Raw genomic sequence first — 23,798 nt, forward strand, 5'->3', positions numbered from 1 at the left:
TTCAGCCCGTCCGGCGTTTGAGGACGAGGCGCGGAGCGCCGATATCGGTGAGCGGGGGAACGGGGGCAGCCGCACCCGGTTCGGGAAGGGGTGGGCCTGGGGGCTCCCAGCCGGGCCCTGGGAACCCGCGGGACGCGAGCGGTGTATGAACGGTAGAAGCGCCGCGTCGAAGGGAACCTGATCGTGCTGAGTGCCCACCGCTCCGTCCTGTCCGCGCTGACCACCCTGTCCGCCCTCACCGCCACCCTCCTCCTGGCCACGGCCTGCTCGTCGAACGACGCCGAAGGACCGGGCAGCGGCAAGAGCGCCGAGTCCAGCGCGTCGGACCCCACCGGCTCCCCCTCCGGCACGGGCGCCGCGCCACCCCCGGAGAGGGGCTCCGCGAAGGTCACCAAGACCCTCGCCACCGGCCTGAAGTCCCCCTGGGGCCTCGCCCCGCTGCCCGGCGGAGACCTCCTCGTGTCCTCGCGCGACGAGGGCACGATCACCCGCGTCGACGGAAGCAGCGGCGAGAAGACGGAGCTCGGCGAGGTCCCCGGGGTCGCCCCGGGCGGCGAGGGCGGCCTCATGGGCCTCGCCCTGTCCCCCACCTACGCCACGGACCACTTCGTGTACGCGTACTTCACGACGGAGTCCGACAACCGCGTCGCCCGCATGCTGTACGACGAGGACAAGCCCTCCGGCCAGCAGCTCGGCGCCCCCGACACGGTCCTGAAGGGCATCCCGAAGGGCGTGATCCACAACGGCGGCCGCATCGCCTTCGGCCCCGACAAACTCCTGTACGTGGGCACGGGCGAGACGGGTGACACGGGCCTCGCCCAGGACAAGAAGCCCCTCGGCGGCAAGATCCTCCGCCTGACCCCGGACGGCGCCCCGGCCCCCGGCAACCCCTTCCCGGGCTCGTCGGTGTATTCACTCGGCCACCGCAACGTCCAGGGCCTCGACTGGGACGAGCAGAAGCGCCTGTGGGCCTCGGAGTTCGGCCAGAACACCTGGGACGAGCTGAACGAGATCAAGGCAGGCGACAACTACGGCTGGCCCGAGGCCGAGGGCAAGGGCGGCTCGGACGAGGGCTTCCACGACCCGGTGGCCCAGTGGAAGACGTCCGAGGCGTCCCCCAGCGGCGTCGCCTACGCCAAGGGCTCGGTCTGGATGGCGGGCCTGCGCGGCGAGCGCCTGTGGCGGATCCCGGTGCGCGGGGTGAGCGGGGAGCCGAAGCCGGAGGCGTTCCTGAAGGAGGAGCACGGCCGCCTGCGCACGGTGGTCGCGGCGGGCGGCGGCAAGCTGTGGCTCATGACGAGCGAGACGGACTCCCGGGGCACGCCGAAGGAGGGCGACGACAAGATCCTGGAGGTGGAGGTGGAGTAGCCGCCGGGGAACGACGGCCGACCGCCGACCGGTGGAACTGAGGTCCCCTACCCCTGCCCCTGCCCCTGCCCCGAGCCGTCGTCAGGGGCCGGAGCGCGGCCTCGCTCAGGCTCCTGGCCAGCGGCACTGTCCGCCCCCTGCCGCGGCAGGCGGACGGTGACCTTGCCGGAGGTCAGGTCTATGGGCCCCCGCCCGGGGTCCCCGTCGTCCACGTCGACCCGGGTCAGCTCCAGGCGCTTGTTCTCGTCGTCCGTGTGCTTGCGCCCAGGAGAGAAGAGCTGCTCGAACACGTTGAACACTGCGCCTCCCGAGAACGGACGGTGACCCCGTCCTTCCAGCGTAAGCGAGCGCCCCGGAAGCGGGCCGGGGCGCCGGGCGGGGCGGGCGGGGTCACGCCGTGGCCCGGTGCTCCTCCTCCGGGGCGAACAGGCCAAGGCGGTGGGCAAGGGCCGCCGCCTCGCCGCGCCCGGCGACGCCCAGCTTGGCGAGGATGTTGGAGACGTGGACGCTGGCGGTCTTCGGCGAGATGAACAGCTCCTCGGCGATCTGGCGGTTGGTGCGTCCGGCGGTGACCAGGCGCAGCACGTCCCGCTCGCGGCTGGTCAGGCCGAAGGCGTCGGCGGGGTCGGCGGACGGGGCGGGCGCAGCGCCGGTCAGCGCGAGGCGGGCGCGCTGGGCGAGGCCCGTGACGGCCTCGCTGAGGGGGCGGGCGCTCAGCCGCTCGGCCACCGCGCCCGCCTCGCGCAGCAGTTCGGCGGCGCGGTCCCGGGCGTCCTCGCCGCCGGGGGCGCCGGCGGTGAGGAGGGCATCGGCCAGGCGGTGGCGGACCCGCGCGAGGTCGTAGGGCCGTTCCAGGGAGGTGGTGGCGGTGAGGACCTCCTGCCAGTCCTCGGGGGTGGCGCGGCCCTCGGCGCGCAGGAGCTCGGCGTGGACCCAGCGTTCGTACGCCTGCCACAGGGGGACGCGGGTGACCAGGGACTTGGCGGTGGCGCGGATCAGGGCGAGGGACTCCTCGCGGCCGGGCCCGGCGATGGCGAGGCCACGGGTGTCGGCCTCGGCGGTGGCGGCGGCGAGGACCAGCGGCCAGCCGTAGCGCTGGGTGCCCGGGGGCAAGCCGGTGCCGACGGCCTGGCGGAACTCGGCGCGGGCGTCGAGGATGCGGCCCTCGCCCGCGGCGATGCCCACGGCGATGCGGGCGAGGGGCAGGGTGTTCTGCGGCAGGTTGTCGTGGGTGCCGAAGTGCCGTCTGGCATCGGCGAGTTGCTGGGTCGCCTCGGCCATGTCGCCGCGGGCGAGGGCGAAGTAGGCGAGGCGGATGCTGGCGCCGCCGCGCGGCTTGGCGCTCAGGACGGCGCGGCGCGCGGAGTCCAGGGCCTCGTCCCAGCGGCCGAGGGCGTAGAGCGACTCGGAGCGGTTGGCCCACATCCAGGCCTCGGACTCGCGCAGGCCGAAGCGCTGGGCGGCGGTGATGCCCTCGTCGAGGAGGGCGAGGGACTCGTGGTGGCGTCCGATGCCTTCGAGGACGGAGGGCAGGTTGATGTAGCTGCGGCAGAGGACACCGACGATTTCCTCGGCGCTGACCCGGTCCCTGACGGCGTACATCTCACTGAGGCCCCCGTCGATGTCGCCCGTGTCGACCATGAGGCTGCCGAGGGTGAGGCGGGCGTTCAGCTCGATCTCGTGGGCGCCGACCATGCGGGCGTACTCCACGGCCTGCTCGGCGGCGGCGAAGGCGTCCGGGCCCGGCTCGTGGAGCATCGACCAGCCCGCGACCATGGAGAGCACCTCGGCGTGCACCTCCGACGGCGCACGGCCGCGCACGAGGTCCTGCGCGGTGGCGAGTTCCTTCCAGCCGTCGCCGCGGGCGAGGCTCTGGACGAGGCGCGAGCGCTGCACCCAGAACCAGGCGGAGCGCAGCGGGTCCCGCTCGCACTCGCCCTCCAGGCGCTGCAGGGCCCGCTTGGTGATCTTCAGGGCGCGTTCGCGCTCGCCGCACAGGCGGCCCGCGACGGCCGCCTCGGCCATCAGGTCGAGATAGCGCAGCGGGGTGGTGGCGGGGTCGCAGCCGCAGGGCGGGTAGACCTCGGTGTAGTCGACGGGCCGCAGCAGGGCGCGGACGTCGTCAGGGGCGTCGTCCCACAGCTCCATCGCCCGTTCCAGGAGCCGCAGTTGCTCGGCGTAGGCGTGGCGGCAGCGGGCCTCGACGGAGGCGTTCAGGACGGCGGGCAGCGCCTTGGCGGCGTCGTGGGCGTGGTACCAGTAGCTGGCGAGGCGGGTCGCGCGCTGGTCGGCGGCGACGAGCGAGGGGTCGGCCTCCAGGGCGGCGGCGAAGCGGCGGTTGAGGCGGGAGCGCTCGCCGGGCAGCAGGTCGTCGCCGACGGCCTCGCGGACCAGGGAGTGCCGGAAGCGGTAGCCGTCGCCTGCGGGCGACGCGAGCAGGATGTTGGCGCCGACGGCGGCCCGCAAGGCGTCGATCAGGTCGTCCTCGGGGAGCCCGGTGACCGCGGCGAGCAGGTCGTACTCGACGGTGGAGCCGCCCTCGGCGACGGTCCGCGCCACCTTCTGCGCGTCCTCGGGCAGTTCCTCGACGCGGACGAGCAGCAGGTCGCGCAGGGAGTCGCTGAGCGCCGCGCAGCTGTGGCCGTGGGAGGCGACGGAGAGTTCCTCGACGAAGAAGGCGTTGCCGTCGGAGCGCGCGAAGACGTCGTCGACGAGCTTCGGTTCGGGCGCGGAGCCGAGGATCCCGGCCATCTGGAGGCCCACCTCGTCGCGGCTGAGGCGGCCCACGTCGATCCGGCGGACGGTGCGCAGGCGGTCCAGCTCCGCGAGCAGGGGGCGCAGCGGGTGGCGGCGGTGGATGTCGTCGGCGCGGTAGGTGGCGAGGACGACGAGGCGGCCGCTGCGCAGCGCGCGGACCAGGTAGGAGAGCAGGTGGCGGGTGGAGGCGTCGGCCCAGTGCAGGTCCTCCAGGGTGAGGACGACGGTGTGGTCGGCGGCTATCCGCTCCAGGAGGCGGGCGGTGAGTTCGAAGACCCGGGCCATCGCCTCCTCGCCGGGCCTGCCGGTGGAGACGTGGGGGCGGGGCTGGGCGGCTTCGCACAGTTCGGGGAGCAGGCGCGCGAGCTCCTCCTCCTGCCCGGCGGCGGCCGCCGCGAACTCGGCGGGCAGGCGCTGGCGCAGGGCGCGCAGGGCCCCGGAGAACGGGGCGAAGGGCAGGCCGTCGGCGCCGATCTCGACGCAGCCGCCGACCACGACGACCGCGCCCGCGGCGGTGGCGGCCGCCGAGAACTCCTCCACGAGGCGGGACTTGCCGACGCCCGCCTCGCCGCCGAGCAGCAGGGCCTGCGGTTCGCCCGCGGCGGGCTTGCGGGCGCGGGTCAGCGCGTCGTTGAGGACGCGCAGCTCGTCGGCGCGGCCGACGAACACGGGGCTGACGGACGTGATCTCCACAGCGGTGAGCATCGCACAGACCTGCGCTTTTGCGGAGGGCGATTTCGCAGCGGGCGTTTTTCCCGGGGGCGGGGCGACGGTGCGGGGCGCGGCCGGGGGCGGGGTCGGCGTCGGGGTCGGGGTCAGCATCGCCGGGGGCGAAACGGAAGGGACCGGGGCACCGTGGGGTGCTCCGGTCCCGGGGTCGGCGGCGCTGGGCCGGCGGGCGGTGCTCACGCCGCGCGCGTGAAGCGGTCGGCGGTGCGGGCCCCGGTGCCCTGCGTCTCGGGGCGGGTGCGGTCCGCCGCCGTGCGGGCCAGGGCCTCGTCCCTGCCGTACGCCCGGGCGGCCTTCAGGGCCTTGCGGGCCTCGCGGAGGAGGCCGTGGTGGGCGGCGCGCTGGGCGAGCTCGGCGGTGCGGATCTGGTGCAGTTCGTACTCGAACATCTCGTCCCCCTGGGGTGTGGTGTCTCGCTGTGTTCCTCGCTCTTTGCGATGACTCCACTTTCGTTTCCCAGGGGGGTCGGGCACATCGGGAAGGTTCCGCATCTTGGGGGTGCGGGGGGCCTTAGGGGGGTGGGGGGTGGCTTAGGCGGGTGGGGGGGCTGCTTATCCCCCACCCCGCCCCTTCCCGAAACCAGGGGGCTGCGCCCCCTGGACCCCCCTTTGTTGCCGCTTCGCGGCTCGTCCTCAAGCGCCGGACGGGCTTGAACTCAGGCCGTCGACGGCAGGCCCAGGATCAGGTCCGTGTACTTGGCCGTCGCCAGGGCCAGGCCGATGATGCCGAGGGCCACGGCCGCCCACGCCACCGACTTGATCCAGGGGGCCTGGACGCGGTGCGGGTCGCCGAAGGCCGGGCGGAGCAGGGCCACGGCGCCCAGGACCAGGGCCGCCAGGGCGAAGGCGCCCGCGACCAGGGCGGTCGTCTTCCAGGAGTCGCCGTAGACCTCCTGGACCTGGTTGGCCACGCTCGCGCTCTGGGAGGTCCTGAGCTGGCCGATCAGCGACTCGCGCGCGGACGCGACGGTGCCGAGCCAGCCTCCGGACAGGCCGATCAGGCCGAGCGCGGCGGCGACGAGGGCCACCGCGCCCTGCCCGACGCCGTCGGACTTCGCGGGCGCGGCGGGCTCGGGGTCGTCCTCTTCCAGGTCTTCGGAATCCGTGAGGTCTTGGGGGTCCTCGGGGTCCTCGGGGTCTTCGGAGTCCGCGAGGCCTTCGGTCTCCGCAGGGTCGGGGGCCTTAGGGGACTCAAGGGCCTCAGGCTCCTCGGCCCGCGTCGGCTCCGTCTCGTCCACGCTCTTCGTTGCCATGCCCGGCACCGTACGGACGGAGTCTGAGAGGCCCCTTAACGCGCGGCGCGCGCCTCGCGCCACTCGGGGGCCAGGACCGACCAGACCTCCATGCTGTGGCGGATGCCCTGCCAGGGGAAGCTCTCGCGCAGGACGCCGTCGCGGACGAAGCCGAGGCGCTTGGCCACCGCCTTGCTGGGCTCGTTGAGGGAGGACACCAGCCACTCCACGCGGTGCATGCCGCGCTCGTCGACGGCCCAGTCGACGAGGATGCGCGATGCGGTGGTGATCAGGCCCCGGCCGGTCGCGGAGGGTTCGAGCCAGACGCCGACCTCGCAGGACTCGGTCGCGGTGTCGAAGATCCGGAAGAGCGTGCCGCCGACGAGGGTGCCGTCGAGCCAGATGCCGTAGAGGCGGCCGGTGTCCGATGCCTGCTTGTCGGCGAACATCTGCAGGACGCCCCGGGCGGAGTCCAGGTCCTTGACCTTGACCGTCATCGGCACCCAGGGACCGGCGAACTCCCGCGCGCGGTCGATGTGTTCCAGGAACTCCTCGGCGTGCCAGGGCTCCAGGGGGCGCATCTCGGCCCCGTCCCCCACGGGTATCGCGAACATCGTGCTCCTCGGCGGCTCAGCGTGCGGTGTGCGGTGTGCGGCGTGAGACGTTCAGCGCTTTTCCAGCCGCGCGTACGCGACGTCGCGTACGCCGTCGTCGTCTCCGTCGCGGTATCCGGGGATCCTCGCATGTGCGCCGCGGTCGGGCACCTCAATACTGATGCGCGGCAGCCAGCGGTCCAGGCGCTTGGGGAGCCACCAGTTCGCGCCGCCGAGCAGGTGCATGAGGGCGGGGACGAGCAGCGTGCGCAGGACGAAGGCGTCGAGGGCGACGGCGGCGGCGAGGGCGATGCCGAACATCGCGATCACCCGGTCCCCGCTGAGGACGAAGGCGAGGAACACCGAGATCATGATCACGGCCGCGGAGTTGATGACGCGGCTGGTCTCGGCGAGGCCGACGCGGACGGCCACCCGGTTGTCGCCGGTCTCCAGCCACTCCTCGTACATCCTGCTGACCAGGAACACCTGGTAGTCCATGGAGAGGCCGAACAGGACCGAGACCATGATCACGGGGAGGAAGGGTTCGATCGGGCCCGCGCGGCCGAGGCCCATGAGCTCGCTGCCCCAGCCCCACTGGAACACCGCCACCACCACGCCGAACGCGGCCGCCACGGCCGCGACGTTCATCACGGCGGCCTTCAGCGGTATGCCGACCGAGCGGAAGGCGAGCAGCAGGAGCACACAGCCGAGGCCGATGACGACGCCCACGAACAGGGGCAGCTTGCCGACGATGATCTCCGCGAAGTCGTCGTAGCCCGCGGTCACGCCGCCGACGTGCACGTCGAGGGAGGTGCCCGACTCGGCGCGCGGCAGGACGTCGCCGCGCAGCCGGTCGACGAGCTCGCTGGTGGCCTTGGACTGCGGCGCGGAGTCCGGCACGACGGTGAGGAAGGCGGCGTCGCCGCCCGCGTCGTAGGTCACCGGGCTCACGGAGGAGACGCCCGGGGTGTCCTTCAGGGTCGCCCCGAGGTTGTCGATGGCCAGCCGGTCGGGGGCGCCGCGCACGTCCGTGACCAGGGTGAGCGGACCGTTCACGCCGGGTCCGAAGCCGTCGGCGAGGAGGTCGTAGGCCTGCCGCGTGGTGGCGGTCGCCGCGTTGTTGCCCTGGTCGGAGGTGCCGAGGCGGAGCGAGAGCGTCGGCACGGCGAGGACCGCTATGACCACGACGGCGAGGGCACCGAGCAGCTTCGGGTGCCGCTCCACGAACGCCGACCAGCGGGCGGCGAGCCCCGTGGGCACCTCCGGCTCGGGCCCGCGCTCGGCGAGGCGGCGGCGTTCGCGGCGGCTGAGGGCGCGCGGCCCGATGAGGGCGAGCAGCGCGGGCAGCAGCGTCACGGACGCGGCGACGGTGAGGACCACGGTCAGGGAGGCGGCGATGGCGACGCCGTTGAGGAAGCTCAGGCGCAGGATCAGCATGCCGAGCAGCGCGATGCAGACGGTGGCGCCCGCGAAGACGACGGCGCGCCCGGTGGTGGCGACGGCCCGCTCGGCGGCCTCCGCGACGGGCAGCCCGCGTTTGAGGCCCTTGCGGTGGCGCGTGACGATGAACAGGGCGTAGTCGATGCCGACGCCGAGCCCTATCAGGGTGCCGAGCATCGGGGCGAAGTCGGCGACCGTCATGACGTGTCCGAGCAGCACGATGCCCGCGTACGCGGTGCCGACGGAGACGACGGCCGTGGCGATGGGCAGGGCGGAGGCGGCGAGCGAGCCGAAGGCGAGGAAGAGCACCACGGCGGCGACGGCGACGCCGACGATCTCGGCGGTCTTGGCGCTCTTGGTCTCGGTGAGTCCGATGGCGCCGCCGCCGAGGGCCACGTCCAGGCCCGTGGTCTGGGCGGCCTCGGCGGCGCTGACGACGGCGCGCGCCTCGCCGGGGTCGACGGAGTCGAGCTGGTCACGGAAGGTGACCGTGGCGTAGGCGGTGCGGCCGTCCGCGCTGATCTGGGCGGCGCCGCGCTCGGAGTAGGGGCTGGTCACGGAGGCCACGCCGGGCAGCTCGGCGATCTCGTCGAGCGTGTCGGTCATCGTCTGCTCGACGGCGGCGGAGCGGGCGGTCTGGTCCTTGCCGGTGTGCCAGACGACCGTGTTCGCGTCCCCGCCGAGGTCGGGGAAGCCGTCCTTCAGGAGCTGCGAGGCGCGGTTGGACTCGGTGCCGGGGACCTCGTAGTCGTTGGAGTACGCGGAGCCGGCGGCGGCCGCGGCGGCGGCCGTGCCGCCGAGCGCGAGGAGCCAGAGCAGTACGACGACGAGGCGGTGCCTGACGCACCACCGGGCGAGTGCTGCCACGTACGGGCTCCCTGAGTGATTCGTGGATCCTCGTCGGGAACAGCCGGGAAGCGTCGGAAGTGACCCGAAAAGAACACGTCTGCGTACTTTAACTACTACGTGATCCACATGGACGAAAAAAGATCATGCGGCCGCTTGTGCACGACATGACCGGGATGGGCCATGCGCAGCCACTCTGACAGCAGGCGGAGATCCTTAGTCCGTTTCGTGTCCAGCCTCACAGGCGCCCGGGCCGCCCGGGGCGTGGGCGGACAGCACACGGGGGCACACGGGCCGCGCCCGTATGCCCCCGCACCACGTGTGACCGGCCGCGCACCGATCAGGGCCCGGCCGCCCGGCTCAGCCCGACACGCTCGCGCGCCCGTTCTCGATGTGGCCCATCAGGCGCCGCCGGAAGGCGCTGTCGCCCGCCGCCGTGACCTCGACGTCGTACCAGCCGTGCTCGTCGGCCGTGCGCCAGACGAGGGTGCGGCTGCCGCCCGCCTTGACGCGGACGGTCCGCGTCCGCTGCCGGACGTCCTCGTCGTCCACGTACCCGAGCGGCTTGACGGTGAAGACCAGCGGCGCCCCGCCCCGGTTGGCCAGCGTGAGGTGGATCTCGCGCCGGGTGATCGCCGAGGAGAGGGCGGCCGGGCCCGCCTTCTTCCCCGCGCACTCGCGGCGGAACCCGTTCGGCCCGGTGACCGTGAAGTGATAGGCGTCCCCCCGCAGCGGCACGGACCAGCGGCCCTCGCGCACCACGTCCTGGTGGAGCGGGGCGGGGAACTCGCCCGCGTACGGGTAGAGCGCGAAGTGCGCGCTGCGCCGTCCGCCGTTGCGCAGCCGCACGGTAAGCGTCCCGTCCTTGGCCGGGCGGGCGTCGGCGTCCGGCTGGTACGGCAGCGGGCGGGCCCTGCGGGTGCCCGGCTCCTGCCGGGGCATCGACTGCTCGGCGGGCGGCTTCGGCTGCCAGCGCCCGGTGAACGGCGGGATGGCGCCGGGCGACTCCACCTCCGGCTGCCGGTGGCGGCGGTCGAAGTCGAAGGCGCCGGTGAGGTCCCCGGCGACCTGGCGGCGCCAGGCGCCGATGTTGGGCTCGCGCACCCCCGTCCACCGCTCCAGGAAGCGCACCACGGAGGTGTGGTCGAAGACCTCGGAGGAGACGTAGCCGCCGACGGACCACGGCGACACGACCAGCATCGGCACCCGGATGCCGAGCCCGGTCGGCAGGCCCTGCCAGCGCTCCTCGGCGCCGTTGGGATCGTCGGCGCCCGGCACGGGCGGCGGCACGTGGTCGAAGAAGCCGTCGTTCTCGTCGTAGTTGATGAACACGGCGGTGCGCCGCCACACCTCGGGGTGCGAGGCGAGGGCGTCGAGGACCTTGTAGACGATGGTGGCGCTGTGGATCGGCGAGGACACCGACGGGTGCTCGGAGTCCACGGCGGACGGCACCAGATAGCTGACCTTCGCCAGCTTGCCGCGCGCGACGTCCCGCGCGAAGCGCGAGGCGAGCTCGCCGGTCGGCACCCGCCGCAGGCCCCGCTCGAACAGCGACCGCTCCCGCTTGCTGAGCGTGGCGACGCCCTCCTCCAGGGCGGCGAGCAGCCGGTCCCGCTCGGCCTGGTCCCTGGCGTCGCGGACCTTAGCGTAGAAGGCCTCCATGAAGGTCAGCCCGGTCTTGGCGAGGACCTTGCGCGCGATGGCCTTGAAGGTGGTGAAGAACTCGATCTGGTTGTCGGTGAAGTTCTCCCACTCGGTGTACGTCTGCCAGCTGACGCCCGCCTTCTCCAGGCGCTCGGCGTACGTGCCCCAGCCGTACCCGGGGTGCGTGCCCTCGGCGTACGCGTCGTTGTCGACGGCGCGCTTGCCGCTGGCCTCGAAGCCGGTCTTGCCGCTCCACAGGTGGTTGCGGTTGGGGCTGGTGGAGGTGTGTGTGGACGAGTGGTAGGCGTCGCAGACCGTGAAGGTGTCGGCGAGCTCGTAGTGCAGCGGGATGTCCTTGCGCGTGTAGTACGCCATCGCGGCCGCGGTCTTGGCCGAGACCCAGCCGTCCATCCACCCGTCGTGCCAGGCCTTGGCGCCGCCCGTCCAGGAGTGGTCCAGGGCGCCGATGTACTGGAGGTCCTTGGCCTGCGCGGCCGCCGCCTCGCGCACCGGGAACGGCAGGATGGCGCGCAGCGGTCCGGGCTGCTCGAACACGCTGGCGCCGCCGGGGAGCCGGATGGCGTTGCGGTCGGAGAAGCCGCGGACACCGCGCAGGGTGCCGAAGTAGTGGTCGAAGGACCGGTTCTCCTGCATCAGGATCACCACGTGCTCGATGGCGTCGAGCCCGCCCCTGGGCGGCTCCTTCGCGAGGGCCTCCTGAAGCGACGGCGGCAGGAACGACCCGACCGCGGCCGCGCCGAGCGCACCGCCTCCCACTGCCATCAGCCGTCTGCGCGAAAACTCCGCTGTCACGCCCAACCTCCCGGTCAACGCCCAATGGTTCACGACCGATCCATTGCCTGCGCTCGCCGGGGACGTTAGTGACACCTGGTGGCCCAGGGAAGACGCGGGACGGAAGTCACGGTGAACGTCCCGGCCGCCGGACCTCCCCTCCTGTGGCCCGGCGGTTCCCCGGGATCAGCCGCTGACGCTCTCCCTGCCGTTCTCGATGTGCCCCATCAGGCGCCGGTGGAAGTCCGCGTCCCCCGCCACGGTGAGGCTCAGGTCGTACCAGCCCTGCGCGGCGTCGGTGCTCCACTCGACGACCGTGTCGAGGCCGGGCTTGAGCTGATGCTCCGACACCGGGGGCTGGCCGCCCACCGCGTAGCCGCTCGCGGTCACCGTCAGGGTCAGCTCGGAACTGCCCTCGTTCCGCGCGGTGATGGTGAGCCGCCGCTCCTCCGTCTCCACGGCGCTCGACACCTCGACGGCCGCCCTGCCCTGCTTCAGCGTCCCCTTGAACTCGCGGCGGAAGCCGTTCGGGCCCGTGAGGGTGAGGTCGTACCGGTTCTCGTCGCTCCGCACCGGCACACTCATGACGTCGTAGGCGCCCGGAAGCACGTCGAAGTGGCGCGGGGTGTCGCACTCGTCCGCGTACGGGAAGAGCGTGAGGTGGGCGGCGGCCGTGCCGGTGTTGGCCAGGGTGAGCAGCAGCGTGCGGTGGGCCGCGTCCACGGTGACACGCGCGTCGGGCTGGTACGGCAAGGGGCGGGCCCGGCGCTGTGCCGGGGCGGGCGCGGGCGTGGGCTGCCCGGTGCGGTCGAAGTCGAACGCGGACGTCAAGTCGCCCGCCACGGTGCGGCGCCACCGGCTGATGAGCGGCTGGCGCACGCCCAGCCAGTTCTCCAGGAAGCGGACCTGCGAGGTGTGGTCGAAGACCTGCGAGCAGACGTATCCGCCCACGGTCCAGGGCGACACCACGATCATCGGGACCCGGATGCCGAGGCCGAGCGGCTCGGAGCCGACGTACTCGTCCTTGACGGAGCCCGGCGGGACGGGCGGGGGAACGTGGTCGAAGAGCCCGTCGTTCTCGTCGTAGCTGATGAACAGGACGGTGGAGTCCCAGATGTCGGGGCGGTGGGCCAGCGCGTCCAGGACCTGGAAGACGACCTTCTCGCCCTGTCGCGGCAGCGAGTTGCCCGGGTGCTCCGAATTCCGCTCGGGCGGCACCAGATAGGAGACCTGCGGCAGCGCGCCGCGCACGATGTCGGACCTGAACCGGGCCACGAACCCGGTGGTCGTCGCGTGCCTGGTGGGGCAGCGCGCAAGGCCGCGCTCGTACAGGCTCCGTTCGGCCGCGGTGAGGACCTTCGGGTCCGCCACGGCCGCCGCGAGCTCGCGCAGGTCCTCCGCTTGCTCGGCGGTGGTCTTCTTGTCGAGGGCCTCGTAGAAGCCGAAGAGGGATGCAGAGCCCGCCTTCGCGGCTTTCAGCGCCTTCCGGAATACGTTCTTGAACTCCTGGAAGAACTCCAGGTTGTTGTCGTAGAAGTTGTCCCATTCCTGGTACACCCGCCACGTCTTGCCATTGGCCTGGAGCCATTCCGGGTAGCTCGGCCAGTTGTAGCCCTCCGGCTCGTCCTCTCTTTCGTGGGCCAGGGCGTCGGTCACGCGCCGCCCGTCGGGCTCGAAGCCGCCGTACCCACTGAAGAGGTAATTGCGATTCGACGTGGTCTCGCTCATGAGCGAGCAGTGATAGGCGTCGCAGAGCGTGAAAGCGTCGGCCAGCTCGTGATAGAGCGGTACGCCGGAGCGGTCGTAGTGCCCCATGGTCTGGTGGCCCTTCGCCGGAACCCAGTCGTCGTGCCAGCCCCGGTGCCACGCCTGGTGGCCAGTGCGCCAGTCGTGGGACGTCGACTTGTCTTGCGACCCGTCCGGGGCCAGTGCGTACGGCTTGACGCGGGCCCCGCGCCCGTCCGGCTGATCCAACACGGAATGGCCGTCCGGAAGCAGGACGGCGTTGCGGTCGTCGAATCCGCGCACACCCGGGAACGTCCCGAAGTAGTGGTCGAACGACCGGTTCTCCTGCATCAGGAACACCACGTGCTCAATGGCTTTCAGGCCGCCCTTCCTGGGCGGTCGCAGCAGAGCCTCACGCAGCGAGCGCGGCAACGCGGACATCGTCCCGATTCCCTTCCGCCGGTCCTACCGAGCCCGATAGACGAGGTATACGTAACGCCCTTTTGCCGTTCCCTTGTTCAGATTCGTCGCGACCTTGCGGTATCCCGGTGGCGCGTGCGCGTCCGGCGACGCTCCCGTCACGACGCCGATGTCGGTGATCGCGGAGCCCCGCTCCGTGGCGCGGGTGACGGCCGCGTAGAGGCGGGTGCCGCCGGTGCCGCTGTTCAGATCGACCGGCACCTTCACGTACCCCGGCGGCGGGCCGTCGTCCTCGCACAGGATCAGGACGTCCGTGAGCGGCCCGACGTCCCGCCCCTTCTCGTAGGCGAAGTGGACGTAGTCGCCGCCCGCGCCCGCGTTCACGTCGTCGGGGACGAGCGTCCAGCCGTCCGGGGCCTGCGGGAGGTCGAAGTCGTGCTGCGTGCCGTCGGCGACCAGGACGTTGAGATCGGTGACAGGGTGGTCGCTCATGGGCCTCTCCCTCAGTCCTGCTGGTAGTCGAGATACACGTAGGCCCCGCCGGACCCCTCGTTCAGGTCCTGCTCGATCCGCCACCACGGGGCCAGCGGTGTGCCCTTGGGATTGAGCGAGACGTCGAGGCCGGTGAGCGCGGGCCCCCGGTCGGCCGCGCGCGAGAAGCAGGCGTAGATGTCGTACTTTCCCCGCGGGGTTCCCTGGGTCAGGCTCACCTTGATCAGGCGGTAGTCGGAACCGGGCGGTTCGACCGTGCCGCCGCGGTCCGTGCGCAGCAGGACGAGGTCCCTGAGGGCGTCCGCGCTCTCGCCCTTGTGGAAGGCGAAGTAGAGATAGTCGCCCCCGGCGCCCGAGTTCAGATCCTTGTCGATCTTCTGCCAGCCCGCGGGAGCCGGCTCCTGCCCCTGGAGAACCGTCAGATCCGTCACGTACGAAGCCATGAACTCCCCCTAGGCGACCGACAGATGACACAGGTAGACGTACTTGCCGCACAGGCCCAGATTCAGGTCCGTGTCGTAGCGCTCCCACGGCTTCACCGGCCGCGCCATGGGGTCGTCGCTGATCAGCACGTCGAGGGCCTGGATCGGCGCACCGGCCTGAGGGTCACGCGCGTACGCCGCGTGGAGGCACCTGCCGCTGACGCCCGCGTTGAGGTCCACGGGGATCCTGACGTGGCCCGGCGGGGGCTCCTCGCCGGGGTCGGACAGGAAGGTGACGTGCGTGAGCGGCAGCTGCGCGCCCTGGGACTCATACGCGAAGTACAGGTACGGGCGCGCCACCTCGCACCCGGCGTGCAGATCCTTGTTGATCTTCAGCCAGCCCTCGGGGGCGGGCTGCTCACCGTGCAGGACGGTCAGTGCGGTCACCGCCACCGCGGCCACATCCCTTCTCGATCCGGCCGTGCGCCGAGACCGGGCCGTGCCTGCGTCGATGAGGCAGGCACGGCCCGGTCACCGTGCCGAGGAACCGGTCAGGACCGTCAGACCGACAGGTGGCTCAGGTACACGTACTTGCCGCCCGCGCCCATGTTCAGGTCGGTGTCGTAGCGCTCCCACGGCTTCTGCGGCTGAGCGTCCTTGTTGTCGCTGATCACCACGTCCAGGGCCTGGATCGCGGAACCGGCATCCGTGTCACGCGTGTAGCACGCGTAGATGTACTTGCCGCCCGCGCCCTTGTTGAGGTCCACGGGGATCTTGACGTAGCCCGGCGGGACGGGGTCGCTGGGGTCGAGCAGGAAGGTGACGTCCGTGAGCGGCAGGTGCGTGCCGTTCAGCTCGTACGCGAAGTACAGGTAGGCGCCACCCGCCCCGGCGTTCAGATCCTTGTTGATCTTTATCCAGCCCTCGGGGGTGGGCTGGTCGCCTTCGAGAACGATCAGTGACGTCACGGCCACGTAGATCACTTCCTTCGCTTGGCCTGAGTGCTCAAGGAGGGACGACGGTAGGCGCGTGGCAACTGGTGCGCATCCGCCTCAACAGGCCATACGGAAGCAATGGGCCATTCTTACGAAACAGCTCATGGCCTCGTAATTCAGTCGGCGACCATGGGTGGCGGCCGTCGCCGGGCGCGGCGTCGGAGGTGGCCACCTGGCCGATTAGCCACGGGTGGGTAGCTCAAGTGGTGGGAGTGAACGGCAAATGGCACAGACAATGCACCTGGTCAACTGAGCCCGGCAAAGGCTGGTTTTCCCACTGGCCAGGGGCGCGCCCCGAGCGGCGAAGGGGCGCGTCCCGGGAAACGGCGAGGGGGCGCCGCACCCACAAGGTGCGGCGCCCCCAGGCGCGTACGAGCGGCACGCGTACGAGAAGCACGCGCACGAGAGCACGCGCACGAGAAGCACGCGTACGAGGAGGAACTAGCCCTCGACGCCCAGCCGCTCCAGGATGAGCTCCTTGACGCGGGCCGCGTCGGCCTGGCCGCGGGTGGCCTTCATGACCGCGCCGACCAGGGCTCCGGCCGCGGCCACCTTGCCGCCGCGGATCTTGTCCGCGATGGCCGGGTTGCCCGCGATGGCCTCGTCGACGGCGGCCGTCAGGGCGCCGTCGTCCGAGACGACCTTCAGGCCGCGCTTCTCGACGACCTGGTCCGGCTCACCCTCGCCCTTGAGCACGCCGTCGATGACCTGGCGGGCCAGCTTGTCGTTCAGGTCACCGGCGGCGACGAGCGCGCACACCCGGGCGACCTGCGCCGGGGTGATGGCCAGCTCCTCCAGGGCGGCGCCCGACTCGTTGGCGTTGCGGGCCAGTTCGCCCATCCACCACTTGCGGGCCTGGTCGGACGGGGCGCCCGCGTCGGTCGTGGCGACGATCAGGTCGACGGCACCGGCGTTGAGGATCGACTGCATGTCGTGGGCGTTGACACCCCACTCCTCGCGCAGCCGGTTGCGGCGCAGGCGCGGCAGCTCGGGCAGCGTGCCGCGCAGCTCCTCGACCCACTCGCGGGACGGGGCCACCGGCACCAGGTCCGGCTCCGGGAAGTAGCGGTAGTCCTCCGCCTCCTCCTTCACGCGGCCCGACGTCGTCGAACCGTCGTCCTCGTGGAAGTGCCGCGTCTCCTGGATGATCGTGCCGCCGGCGCCGAGCACGGCGGCGTGCCGCTGGATCTCGTAGCGGGCGGCGCGCTCCACGCTGCGCAGCGAGTTGACGTTCTTCGTCTCGCTGCGCGTGCCGAACTTCTCCTGGCCGTGCGGGCGCAGCGAGAGGTTCACGTCACAGCGCATCTGGCCCTGCTCCATGCGGGCCTCGGAGACGCCGAGCGCCTTGATGAGCTCGCGCAGCTCGGCGACGTACGCCTTGGCGACCTCGGGAGCGCGCTCCCCCGCACCCTCGATCGGCTTGGTGACGATCTCGATGAGCGGGATGCCTGCGCGGTTGTAGTCGAGCAGCGAGTGCGAGGCGCCGTGGATACGCCCGGTGGCGCCGCCCACGTGCGTGGACTTGCCGGTGTCCTCCTCCATGTGGGCGCGCTCGATCTCCACGCGGAAGACCTCGCCGTCCTCCAGCTGGACGTCCAGATAGCCGTTGAAGGCGATCGGCTCGTCGTACTGCGAGGTCTGGAAGTTCTTCGGCATGTCCGGATAGAAGTAGTTCTTCCGGGCGAAGCGGCACCACTCGGCGATCTCGCAGTGCAGCGCGAGGCCGATCTTGATCGCGGACTCGACGCCGACGGCGTTGACCACCGGCAGGGCGCCGGGCAGGCCGAGGCAGGTCGGGCAGGTCTGCGAGTTGGGGTCCTGCTTCAGCTCGGTGGAGCAGCCGCAGAACATCTTGGTCTTGGTGCCGAGCTCGACGTGGACCTCAAGGCCCATGACGGGGTCGTACGACGCCAGCGCGTCCTCGTACGACACCAGCTCGGGGGTGGTCGTGACAGTCACGGTGTGGAACTTCCCTCTCAGCCGAGCAGAACGTCGTCGTCGCCGATGCGCTTGAGCTCGCGCACCAGGAGGGCGATGCCGGTGACGATGGCGGCCGCGGAGACGACCGCGTCGACGAGCTTGAGCGCGTCGTGCTCGGCACGGGCCTTCTTGACCTGCTTGAGCGTGCTGATCGCGCCGAAGGCGGTGGTGCCGATGGACAGATACGTGCCGGTCTTGGACTTCTTGAAGCCCTTGGCCTTGGAAAGGGTGCTCGACGGCTTGTTGCTCACAGCGACGGTGCCTCCTCAAGCAGCGGATGGCCCCACTTTTCCACGAAGGCGGCCTCGACGGCGGCGCCCACCTTGTAAAGGCGGTCGTCCTGCAGGGCGGGGGCGATGATCTGCAGACCGACCGGAAGGCCGTCCTCCGGCGCGAGGCCGCAGGGCAGCGACATGGCGGCGTTGCCCGCCAGGTTGGTCGGGATGGTGCACAGGTCGGCCAGGTACATCGCCATCGGGTCGTCGGCGCGCTCGCCGATCGGGAACGCGGTGGTCGGCGTCGTCGGCGAGACGATCACGTCCACCTGCTCGAAGGCCTTCTCGAAGTCCCGCGTGATCAGCGTGCGGACCTTCTGGGCGCTGCCGTAGTACGCGTCGTAGTAGCCGGAGCTGAGGGCGTACGTGCCGAGCATGACGCGGCGCTTGACCTCGTCACCGAAGCCGGCCTCGCGGGTCAGCGCGGTGACGTCCTCGGCGGACTTGGTGCCGTCGTCGCCGACGCGCAGGCCGTAGCGCATGGCGTCGAAGCGGGCGAGGTTCGAGGAGCACTCGGACGGCGCGATCAGGTAGTACGCGGAAAGCCCCAGGTCGAAGGAGGGGCAGTCCAGCTCCACGACCTCGGCGCCGAGGGACTTCAGCAGCTCCACCGACTCGTCGAACCGCTGCATCACCCCGGCCTGGTAGTGCTCGCCGCGGAACTGCTTGACGACGCCGACCCGCATGCCCGCCACGCTGCCGTTGCGCGCGGCCTCGACGACCGGCGGGACCGGGGCGTCGATGGAGGTGGAGTCGAGCGGGTCGTGCCCGGCGATGACCTCGTGAAGCAGCGCCGCGTCCAGGACGGTGCGCGCGCACGGCCCGCCCTGGTCCAGGGAGCTGGAGAAGGCCACCATGCCGTAGCGCGAGACGCCGCCGTACGTGGGCTTGACGCCGACCGTGCCGGTGACGGCCGCGGGCTGGCGGATGGAGCCGCCCGTGTCGGTGCCGATGGCGAGGGGCGCCTGGTACGCGGCGAGCGCGGCGGACGAACCGCCGCCCGAGCCGCCCGGGATCTTGGTCAGGTCCCACGGGTTGCCCGTCGGCCCGTACGCGCTGTTCTCGGTGGAGGACCCCATGGCGAACTCGTCCATGTTGGTCTTGCCGAGGATGACCACGTCGGCGGCCTTGAGCCGCTTGGTGAGCGTCGCGTCGTACGGCGGGATCCACCCCTCGAGGATCTTCGAGCCGACCGTGGTCGGAATCCCCTCGGTGGTGAAGATGTCCTTGAGCGCCAGCGGCACACCGGCGAGCGGGCCGAGCTTCTCGCCCCGCGCGCGCTTCTCGTCCACGGCACGGGCCTGGGCGAGCGCGCCCTCGCGGTCCACGTGCAGGAAGGCGTGCACCTTCTCGTCGACGGCGTCGATCCGGGCCAGGTGGGCCTCGGTGACCTCGACCGCGGTGAGCACGCCGGAAGCGATGTTCGCGGCGATCTCAGCGGCGGTGAGCTTGATGATCTGGTTCTGGTCCGTCATGTTCGGTTAGTCCTCCCCCAGGATCTGCGGCACCTTGAAACGCTGCTGCTCCTGGGCCGGGGCGCCCGAGAGCGCCTGCTCGGGGGTGAGCGACGGACGGACCTCGTCCGCGCGCATGACGTTCGTCAGCGGCAGCGGGTGCGAGGTCGGCGGTACGTCTTGGTCGGCGACCTCCGAGACGCGGGCGACCGCGCCGATGATGTCGTCGAGCTGTCCGGCGAAGTGGTCGAGCTCCTCGGCCTTCAGCTCCAGACGAGCGAGGCGGGCGAGGTGAGCGACCTCCTCGCGCGTGATGCCAGGCATGCGGCGATCCTCTGGGGTGAGCGTGATGGATTTGGGGCCAATCCTATGGGGCGCGCACCACTGACCGCGAAACGCTTTCGGCTTCCCCCCACCCACCCGCCCTCTCATCGCGCTCCCACGCCGTGGCTGGCGACAGTTTCAGCCCGTCCGGCGTTTGAGGACGAGGCGCGGAGCGCCAATGCTTTGAGCGGGGGGACGGGGGCGGCAGCACCCGGAGTGGGAAGGGGCGGGCCTGGGGCGCCCCGCGAGGGATGTCGCGGTACGACAATTGGCCGCCCCCGGTGCGCTGCGCCCCCACCCGCCCCCGGCAGGCGCAGCATGCGCGACATGCGCATGCACTTCCCCAAGGCGAAAGGCCCCTGGCCAGGCCCCGCGGTGCTCACCGCCGGCACCCTCACCCTGGCCCTGTCGCTCACCGCGTGGTGGACCCTGATCAACGACCCGACGTACACGGCCCACCGCACCCCCGCCGACCTCAGCGTCTACCTGGACGCGGCAGACGCCCCGGGGCACGAGCTGTACGTCGGGAAGTTCGGCGTCCACGGCCTTCCGTACCTGTATCCGCCCTTCGCCCTGCTCCCCTTCCGCGCCCTGAGCGACATGGACCTGACCGCCGCCGCCCGGCTGATGGCGGGCGTCTCCCTCGCGGCGATGGCGCTCGCCGCCTGGGCGGCGGCCCGGATGGCGGGACGGCGTCCGGGCCCGGCGACCGCCGGGGCCGCGCTCGCGGTGTGCGGCCTCGCGCTGTGGACCGAGCCGGTGCTGCAGAACCTGGACTTCGGCCAGGTCAACATGGTGCTGCTCGCGCTCGTGCTCACCGACCTGGCGACCGATGACCGGCGCCCCTGGAAGGGCGTGGGCATCGGGCTCGCCGCGGGCCTGAAGCTCACGCCGGGCCTGTTCGTGGTGTATCTGCTGCTGACCCGCCGGTACCGGGCGGCCGGGGTGGCCGCGGCCGTCTTCGCCGCCACGGTCGCGGCGGGCTGGTGGGCGCTGCCGGGGGCGTCGGCGGACTTCTGGGGCGGGGCGTTCGCGGGCAGCGCGGGCGGCCGCGAGTACCTGGCGAACCAGTCGCTCAACGGCGTCTTCGTCCGCTTCGGCCTCGGCGGCGACGGCATCGGCGGGCCCGGCTGGGGCGCGCTGTGCGGGGTCCTCGCGGTGGTGGGGTTCGGGGCGGCGGCGCGGGCGTCGCGGCGGGGCCGGGAGCTGGTGGCGGTGTGCGTGGTGGGGGCGCTGACGCTGGTCTGCTCGCCGCTGTCGTGGACCCACCACTGGGTGTGGGTCGTGCCCGCGCTCGTCCTGGCGGCGGACACGGCGCTGCGGCGGCGGACGGCGGGCGCCTGGCTGTGGACCACTGGCCTGTTCGCGCTGTTCGCGGCGTGGCCGATCCGTATCGACGGCTTCGGCACCTGGGATCCGTCCCGGCCGCTGCTGCCCTACGGGCTGCTCTGGTACGTGCCCCACTGGAAGCGCGAGCTCGACTGGGATCCGTTCCACGCGGTCGTGGGCAACGCGTACGTCTGGGTGGGGGCGGGGTTCGTGGTGTGGGCGGCCGTCCGGTTCCGCGCGGTGCGCCCCAGGCCCGCCCCTTCCCACTCCGGGGGCGGCAGCCCCCGGCCCCCCGCTCAAAGACCATCGGCGCTGGCGCGCCTCGTCCTCAAACGCCGGACGGGCTGAAATACCAGCGCGGGCCTGGGGCGCCCCGCGAGGGCTACTGGGCCGCGCGGCTCGGTGCCGTGTCCGGGGCCGGGTCCACCGGCAGGTGCCCGGCGACGCCCTCGCCCCGGGCCCGCAGCCACGCCGTCGTCTCGCTGGGCGGCATGGCCGCGGCGACGAGCCACCCCTGCACCGCGTCGCACCCGAGGTCCCGCAGCCGCTCCCAGGTCTCGTCGTCCTCGACGCCCTCGGCGACGACGAGCAGGCCGAGGGAGTGGGCGAGGTCGACGGTGCAGCGGACGATCTCCGCGTCCTCGGTGTCCACGGCGAGCCGCGCCACGAACGAGCGGTCGATCTTCAGCTCGCTCACCGGCAGCCGCCGCAGGTGCACGAGCGAGGAGTACCCGGTGCCGAAGTCGTCGAGGGACATCTTCACGCCGTGCCCGGTCAGACCGGCGAGGGTGTCGGCGGCCCGCTGCGGGTCCTCGAGCAGGACGTGCTCGGTTATCTCCAGCTGGAGCGCGCCCGCGGGCACCCCGTGGCGGGCCAGGCGCGCGGCGACGGCGCCCGCGAAGCCGGGGGTGTGCACGTCGCGCGGCGAGACGTTCACCGCGACCGGGACGTTCAGGCCCTGCGCGCGCCAGCGTGCCACCTGGGCGAGGGCGGACTCCAGGACGTACTCGGTGAGGTGCGGCATGAGGCCGGAGGACTCGGCGATGGCGATGAACTCGTCCGGCGGGACCTTGCCGCGCTCGGGGTGCACCCAGCGCACCAGCGCCTCCAGGCCCGCCACCTCGCCGTCGAAGCGGACCTTCGGCTGGTAGTGCAGCTCCACGTCGCCCGCGTCCAGGGCGCGGCGCAGATCGCCGAGCAGACCGAGGCGGTCGGGGGTGTTGGAGTCGCGCTTGGACTCGTACACCTCCACGCCCGTGCGGTCCCGCTTGGCCTGGTACATCGCGACGTCCGCGCGGCGCAGGAGGCCCTCCGCGTCGAGCGCGTGGTCGGGGAAGACGGCGAGCCCGGCGCTGGCCTCCAGGACCAGGGTGAGGCCGTCCAGGTCGAGCGGGGAGCCGAGCGCGCCGACCAGCTGGCGGGCGACGCGCTGGGCGGACGTCGTGGAGTCGGCGACGGGCAGGAGCACCGCGAACTCGTCGCCGCCGAGCCGGGCCGCCTCCGCGCCGCGCGGCAGCGCGAGCCGCAGCCGGTCGGCGATCTGGAGCAGCAGCCGGTCGCCCGCGAGATGGCCGAGGGTGTCGTTGACCGAGCGGAAGCGGTCCATGTCGATGAGCATCAGCGCGGAGCGGGCGCCGATCCGCTCGGCGTCGTCCAGGGCCGTCCAGGTCCGCTCCAGGAGCCACTGCCGGTTGGGCAGTCCGGTGAGCGGGTCGCGCAGCTGCTCCTCCGCTCTGGCGCGGGCGATCCACAGCGTGGAGTCGAGGGCGACGAGCGGAATCGTGAAGAGCGGCAGGAGCAGCGGCAGCGACATCGCCACGACGCAGATCAGCGGGGCGATGCCGAGCAGGGCCACGCCGAGCAGGCCCTGGCGGACCAGGGCGGTGCGGGTGACGGTGGGCAGGGTGCCGGTGCCCGGGGCGTGCACGTACCAGAGCAGGACGCGGGTGACCGCCAGGTAGGCGACGGCGACGAGGGCGACCTCGGGCGCCGTGTACAGGTCCCAGGTCTCGGGGTTCCAGGGGGCGTCGGCGGCCGGTGCGGTGCCGAACGCGGCCAGCGTGAGCGCGCCCGCGCCGATGCCGAGGATGTCGACGGCGCCGTGCAGCACGCCTTGGCGCCAGCGGTGTCTGCGGGCGACGCCCACGAGGACGACGAGGGTGAGGCTGACCATGCCCGCGGGCATCCAGCCGTACAGCAGCAGGACCGCGACGGTCAGGGCGCCGCCGGAGCCGGTGCCGCCCCACCAGCGGTCGCGGCCGAGCGCGACGAGGTGGCCGACGATGAGGCCGGTCAGGACGGCGAGCGACCAGCCGACCGTGCCGGAGGGGAACAGCGGGTGGCCGCCGGTGAAGGCGTGGAAGAAGCCGGTGCCGAGCACGATCGCGGCGGCCGCGACGACGACGGCGGGCAGCAGCTGCCAGCCCCTGCCGTCGGCCTCCGCCCCGTCCGGGTCCCGCTCGGGCCCCGGACCGCCGCGCCAGCGTCCGCGCCGCCCGGTCGTGGTGGTGGCCCGCACCGCGACGGGCGCTTGGCCCGCGCCGGGCGCCGCGGCGCGCGCGACGGGTCCGTCCGCTTCGCCGGTCGCGCCCCGCGCGCAGGACGCCGCCGCGCCACCGGCCGTCTCCCGCGCGGGGGTTGGGGCCGCGGCACCGCTCACCGCACTTCGCCGCGCGTCCTCGGCACTCGCCGTCACACCAGCCTCCGCCGGGCCTGCCGCTCCCTGACCTCCAGCTCCCCGCCCGGACGCATACCGTCCGCTCCGCCCCGGTCCTTCCTCAACTGACCTACCCAGAATGGCCGTTGCTCCCCCATGGGAGCCGTCACCAGGGCCGGAAACACCCGTTCCGCAGCCGAGACCCGTCCCCCAGGCGGCCGTTGAGGCCTCGTCAAGGGTGCCGCCCGCGGTGGTCCACGCGCGTTCGCGGGGGCGCGGCGCCGGGGCCTGGGCGCCCTGTCCGGACCGCTCGTCGACGGTGGGCG

The 23,798-nt window shown here is 72.5% G+C and carries 19 protein-coding genes; 2 read left to right on the top strand and 17 right to left on the bottom strand.

The genetic code is table 11. From position 1 onward, the window contains the following. Nucleotides 1-183 precede the first annotated feature (183 nt). Nucleotides 184-1,368 (top strand): PQQ-dependent sugar dehydrogenase, encoded by a 1,185-nt coding sequence (locus AC07A4_RS29410; protein WP_478604152.1) that lies wholly within the window; start codon nt 184-186, stop codon nt 1,366-1,368. A gap of 47 nt (nt 1,369-1,415) precedes the next feature. On the opposite strand, the gene AC07A4_RS29415 is transcribed toward AC07A4_RS29410, so the two are convergent. The 16 genes from AC07A4_RS29415 to gatC all read right to left on the bottom strand — a co-directional run bounded on the left by AC07A4_RS29415 (nt 1,416) and on the right by gatC (nt 19,487). Further along, nucleotides 1,416-1,667 carry a DUF6191 domain-containing protein gene (locus AC07A4_RS29415; RefSeq protein ID WP_478604155.1) on the bottom strand — a complete coding sequence of 84 codons (252 nt, stop codon included), beginning with the start codon at nt 1,665-1,667 and terminating at the stop codon, nt 1,416-1,418. A 91-nt stretch (nt 1,668-1,758) separates the two neighbouring features. Continuing rightward, nucleotides 1,759-4,830 (bottom strand): helix-turn-helix transcriptional regulator, encoded by a 3,072-nt coding sequence (locus AC07A4_RS29420; RefSeq protein WP_478604158.1) that lies wholly within the window; start codon nt 4,828-4,830, stop codon nt 1,759-1,761. A 200-nt stretch (nt 4,831-5,030) separates the two neighbouring features. Continuing rightward, nucleotides 5,031-5,243, bottom strand: coding sequence for a hypothetical protein (locus AC07A4_RS29425; protein ID WP_478604161.1), 213 nt, complete (start codon nt 5,241-5,243; stop codon nt 5,031-5,033). A 266-nt stretch (nt 5,244-5,509) separates the two neighbouring features. Next, a complete protein-coding gene (locus AC07A4_RS29430) occupies nt 5,510-6,106 on the bottom strand; it encodes a hypothetical protein (RefSeq protein WP_478604164.1) in 597 nt (198 codons plus the stop codon). A 35-nt stretch (nt 6,107-6,141) separates the two neighbouring features. Beyond that, the gene (locus AC07A4_RS29435) at nt 6,142-6,699 is read right to left on the bottom strand and encodes a GNAT family N-acetyltransferase (protein ID WP_478604166.1); all 558 of its coding nucleotides are present in this window, start codon (nt 6,697-6,699) and stop codon (nt 6,142-6,144) included. A gap of 51 nt (nt 6,700-6,750) precedes the next feature. After that, entirely contained in the window at nt 6,751-8,985 is a 2,235-nt protein-coding gene (locus AC07A4_RS29440; protein WP_478604169.1) for an MMPL family transporter, read from the bottom strand. 339 nt (nt 8,986-9,324) lie between these two features. Then, nucleotides 9,325-11,421 (bottom strand): phosphocholine-specific phospholipase C, encoded by a 2,097-nt coding sequence (locus AC07A4_RS29445; RefSeq protein ID WP_478604172.1) that lies wholly within the window; start codon nt 11,419-11,421, stop codon nt 9,325-9,327. Between the two features lie 165 nt (nt 11,422-11,586). Further along, entirely contained in the window at nt 11,587-13,566 is a 1,980-nt protein-coding gene (locus tag AC07A4_RS29450; RefSeq protein ID WP_478604175.1) for an alkaline phosphatase family protein, read from the bottom strand. A 24-nt stretch (nt 13,567-13,590) separates the two neighbouring features. After that, nucleotides 13,591-14,037 (bottom strand): hypothetical protein, encoded by a 447-nt coding sequence (locus tag AC07A4_RS29455; RefSeq protein WP_478604178.1) that lies wholly within the window; start codon nt 14,035-14,037, stop codon nt 13,591-13,593. Between the two features lie 11 nt (nt 14,038-14,048). Then, nucleotides 14,049-14,480 (bottom strand): hypothetical protein, encoded by a 432-nt coding sequence (locus AC07A4_RS29460; protein WP_478604181.1) that lies wholly within the window; start codon nt 14,478-14,480, stop codon nt 14,049-14,051. Between the two features lie 9 nt (nt 14,481-14,489). Beyond that, nucleotides 14,490-14,912, bottom strand: coding sequence for a hypothetical protein (locus AC07A4_RS29465; RefSeq protein ID WP_478604184.1), 423 nt, complete (start codon nt 14,910-14,912; stop codon nt 14,490-14,492). A 107-nt stretch (nt 14,913-15,019) separates the two neighbouring features. Next, on the bottom strand, nt 15,020-15,433 hold the full coding sequence (locus AC07A4_RS29470; RefSeq protein ID WP_478604187.1) for a hypothetical protein: 414 nt from the start codon (nt 15,431-15,433) through the stop codon (nt 15,020-15,022). Nucleotides 15,434-15,895: 462 nt separating this feature from the next. Continuing rightward, a complete protein-coding gene (gatB, locus tag AC07A4_RS29475) occupies nt 15,896-17,413 on the bottom strand; it encodes an Asp-tRNA(Asn)/Glu-tRNA(Gln) amidotransferase subunit GatB (protein ID WP_478604189.1) in 1,518 nt (505 codons plus the stop codon). Nucleotides 17,414-17,430: 17 nt separating this feature from the next. Beyond that, nucleotides 17,431-17,685 carry a hypothetical protein gene (locus AC07A4_RS29480; protein WP_478604192.1) on the bottom strand — a complete coding sequence of 85 codons (255 nt, stop codon included), beginning with the start codon at nt 17,683-17,685 and terminating at the stop codon, nt 17,431-17,433. Next, nucleotides 17,682-19,184, bottom strand: a complete 1,503-nt coding sequence (gatA, locus tag AC07A4_RS29485; RefSeq protein WP_478604195.1) for an Asp-tRNA(Asn)/Glu-tRNA(Gln) amidotransferase subunit GatA — start codon at nt 19,182-19,184, stop codon at nt 17,682-17,684. The genes AC07A4_RS29480 and gatA overlap by 4 nt, the downstream gene beginning before the upstream one ends. Before the next feature lie 6 nt (nt 19,185-19,190). Continuing rightward, a complete protein-coding gene (gene gatC, locus AC07A4_RS29490) occupies nt 19,191-19,487 on the bottom strand; it encodes an Asp-tRNA(Asn)/Glu-tRNA(Gln) amidotransferase subunit GatC (RefSeq protein ID WP_010984178.1) in 297 nt (98 codons plus the stop codon). A 327-nt stretch (nt 19,488-19,814) separates the two neighbouring features. Here gatC and AC07A4_RS29495 point away from each other — a divergent pair, with 327 nt between their 5' ends. Next, complete coding sequence (locus AC07A4_RS29495) at nt 19,815-21,164, top strand: glycosyltransferase 87 family protein (protein ID WP_478604199.1); 1,350 nt, start codon at nt 19,815-19,817, stop codon at nt 21,162-21,164. A gap of 34 nt (nt 21,165-21,198) precedes the next feature. On the opposite strand, the gene AC07A4_RS29500 is transcribed toward AC07A4_RS29495, so the two are convergent. Next, entirely contained in the window at nt 21,199-23,334 is a 2,136-nt protein-coding gene (locus tag AC07A4_RS29500) for a putative bifunctional diguanylate cyclase/phosphodiesterase (RefSeq protein WP_478604347.1), read from the bottom strand. Between the last annotated feature and the right edge of the window lie 464 nt (nt 23,335-23,798).

The organism is Streptomyces sp. NPDC043996 (assembly GCF_056435225.1).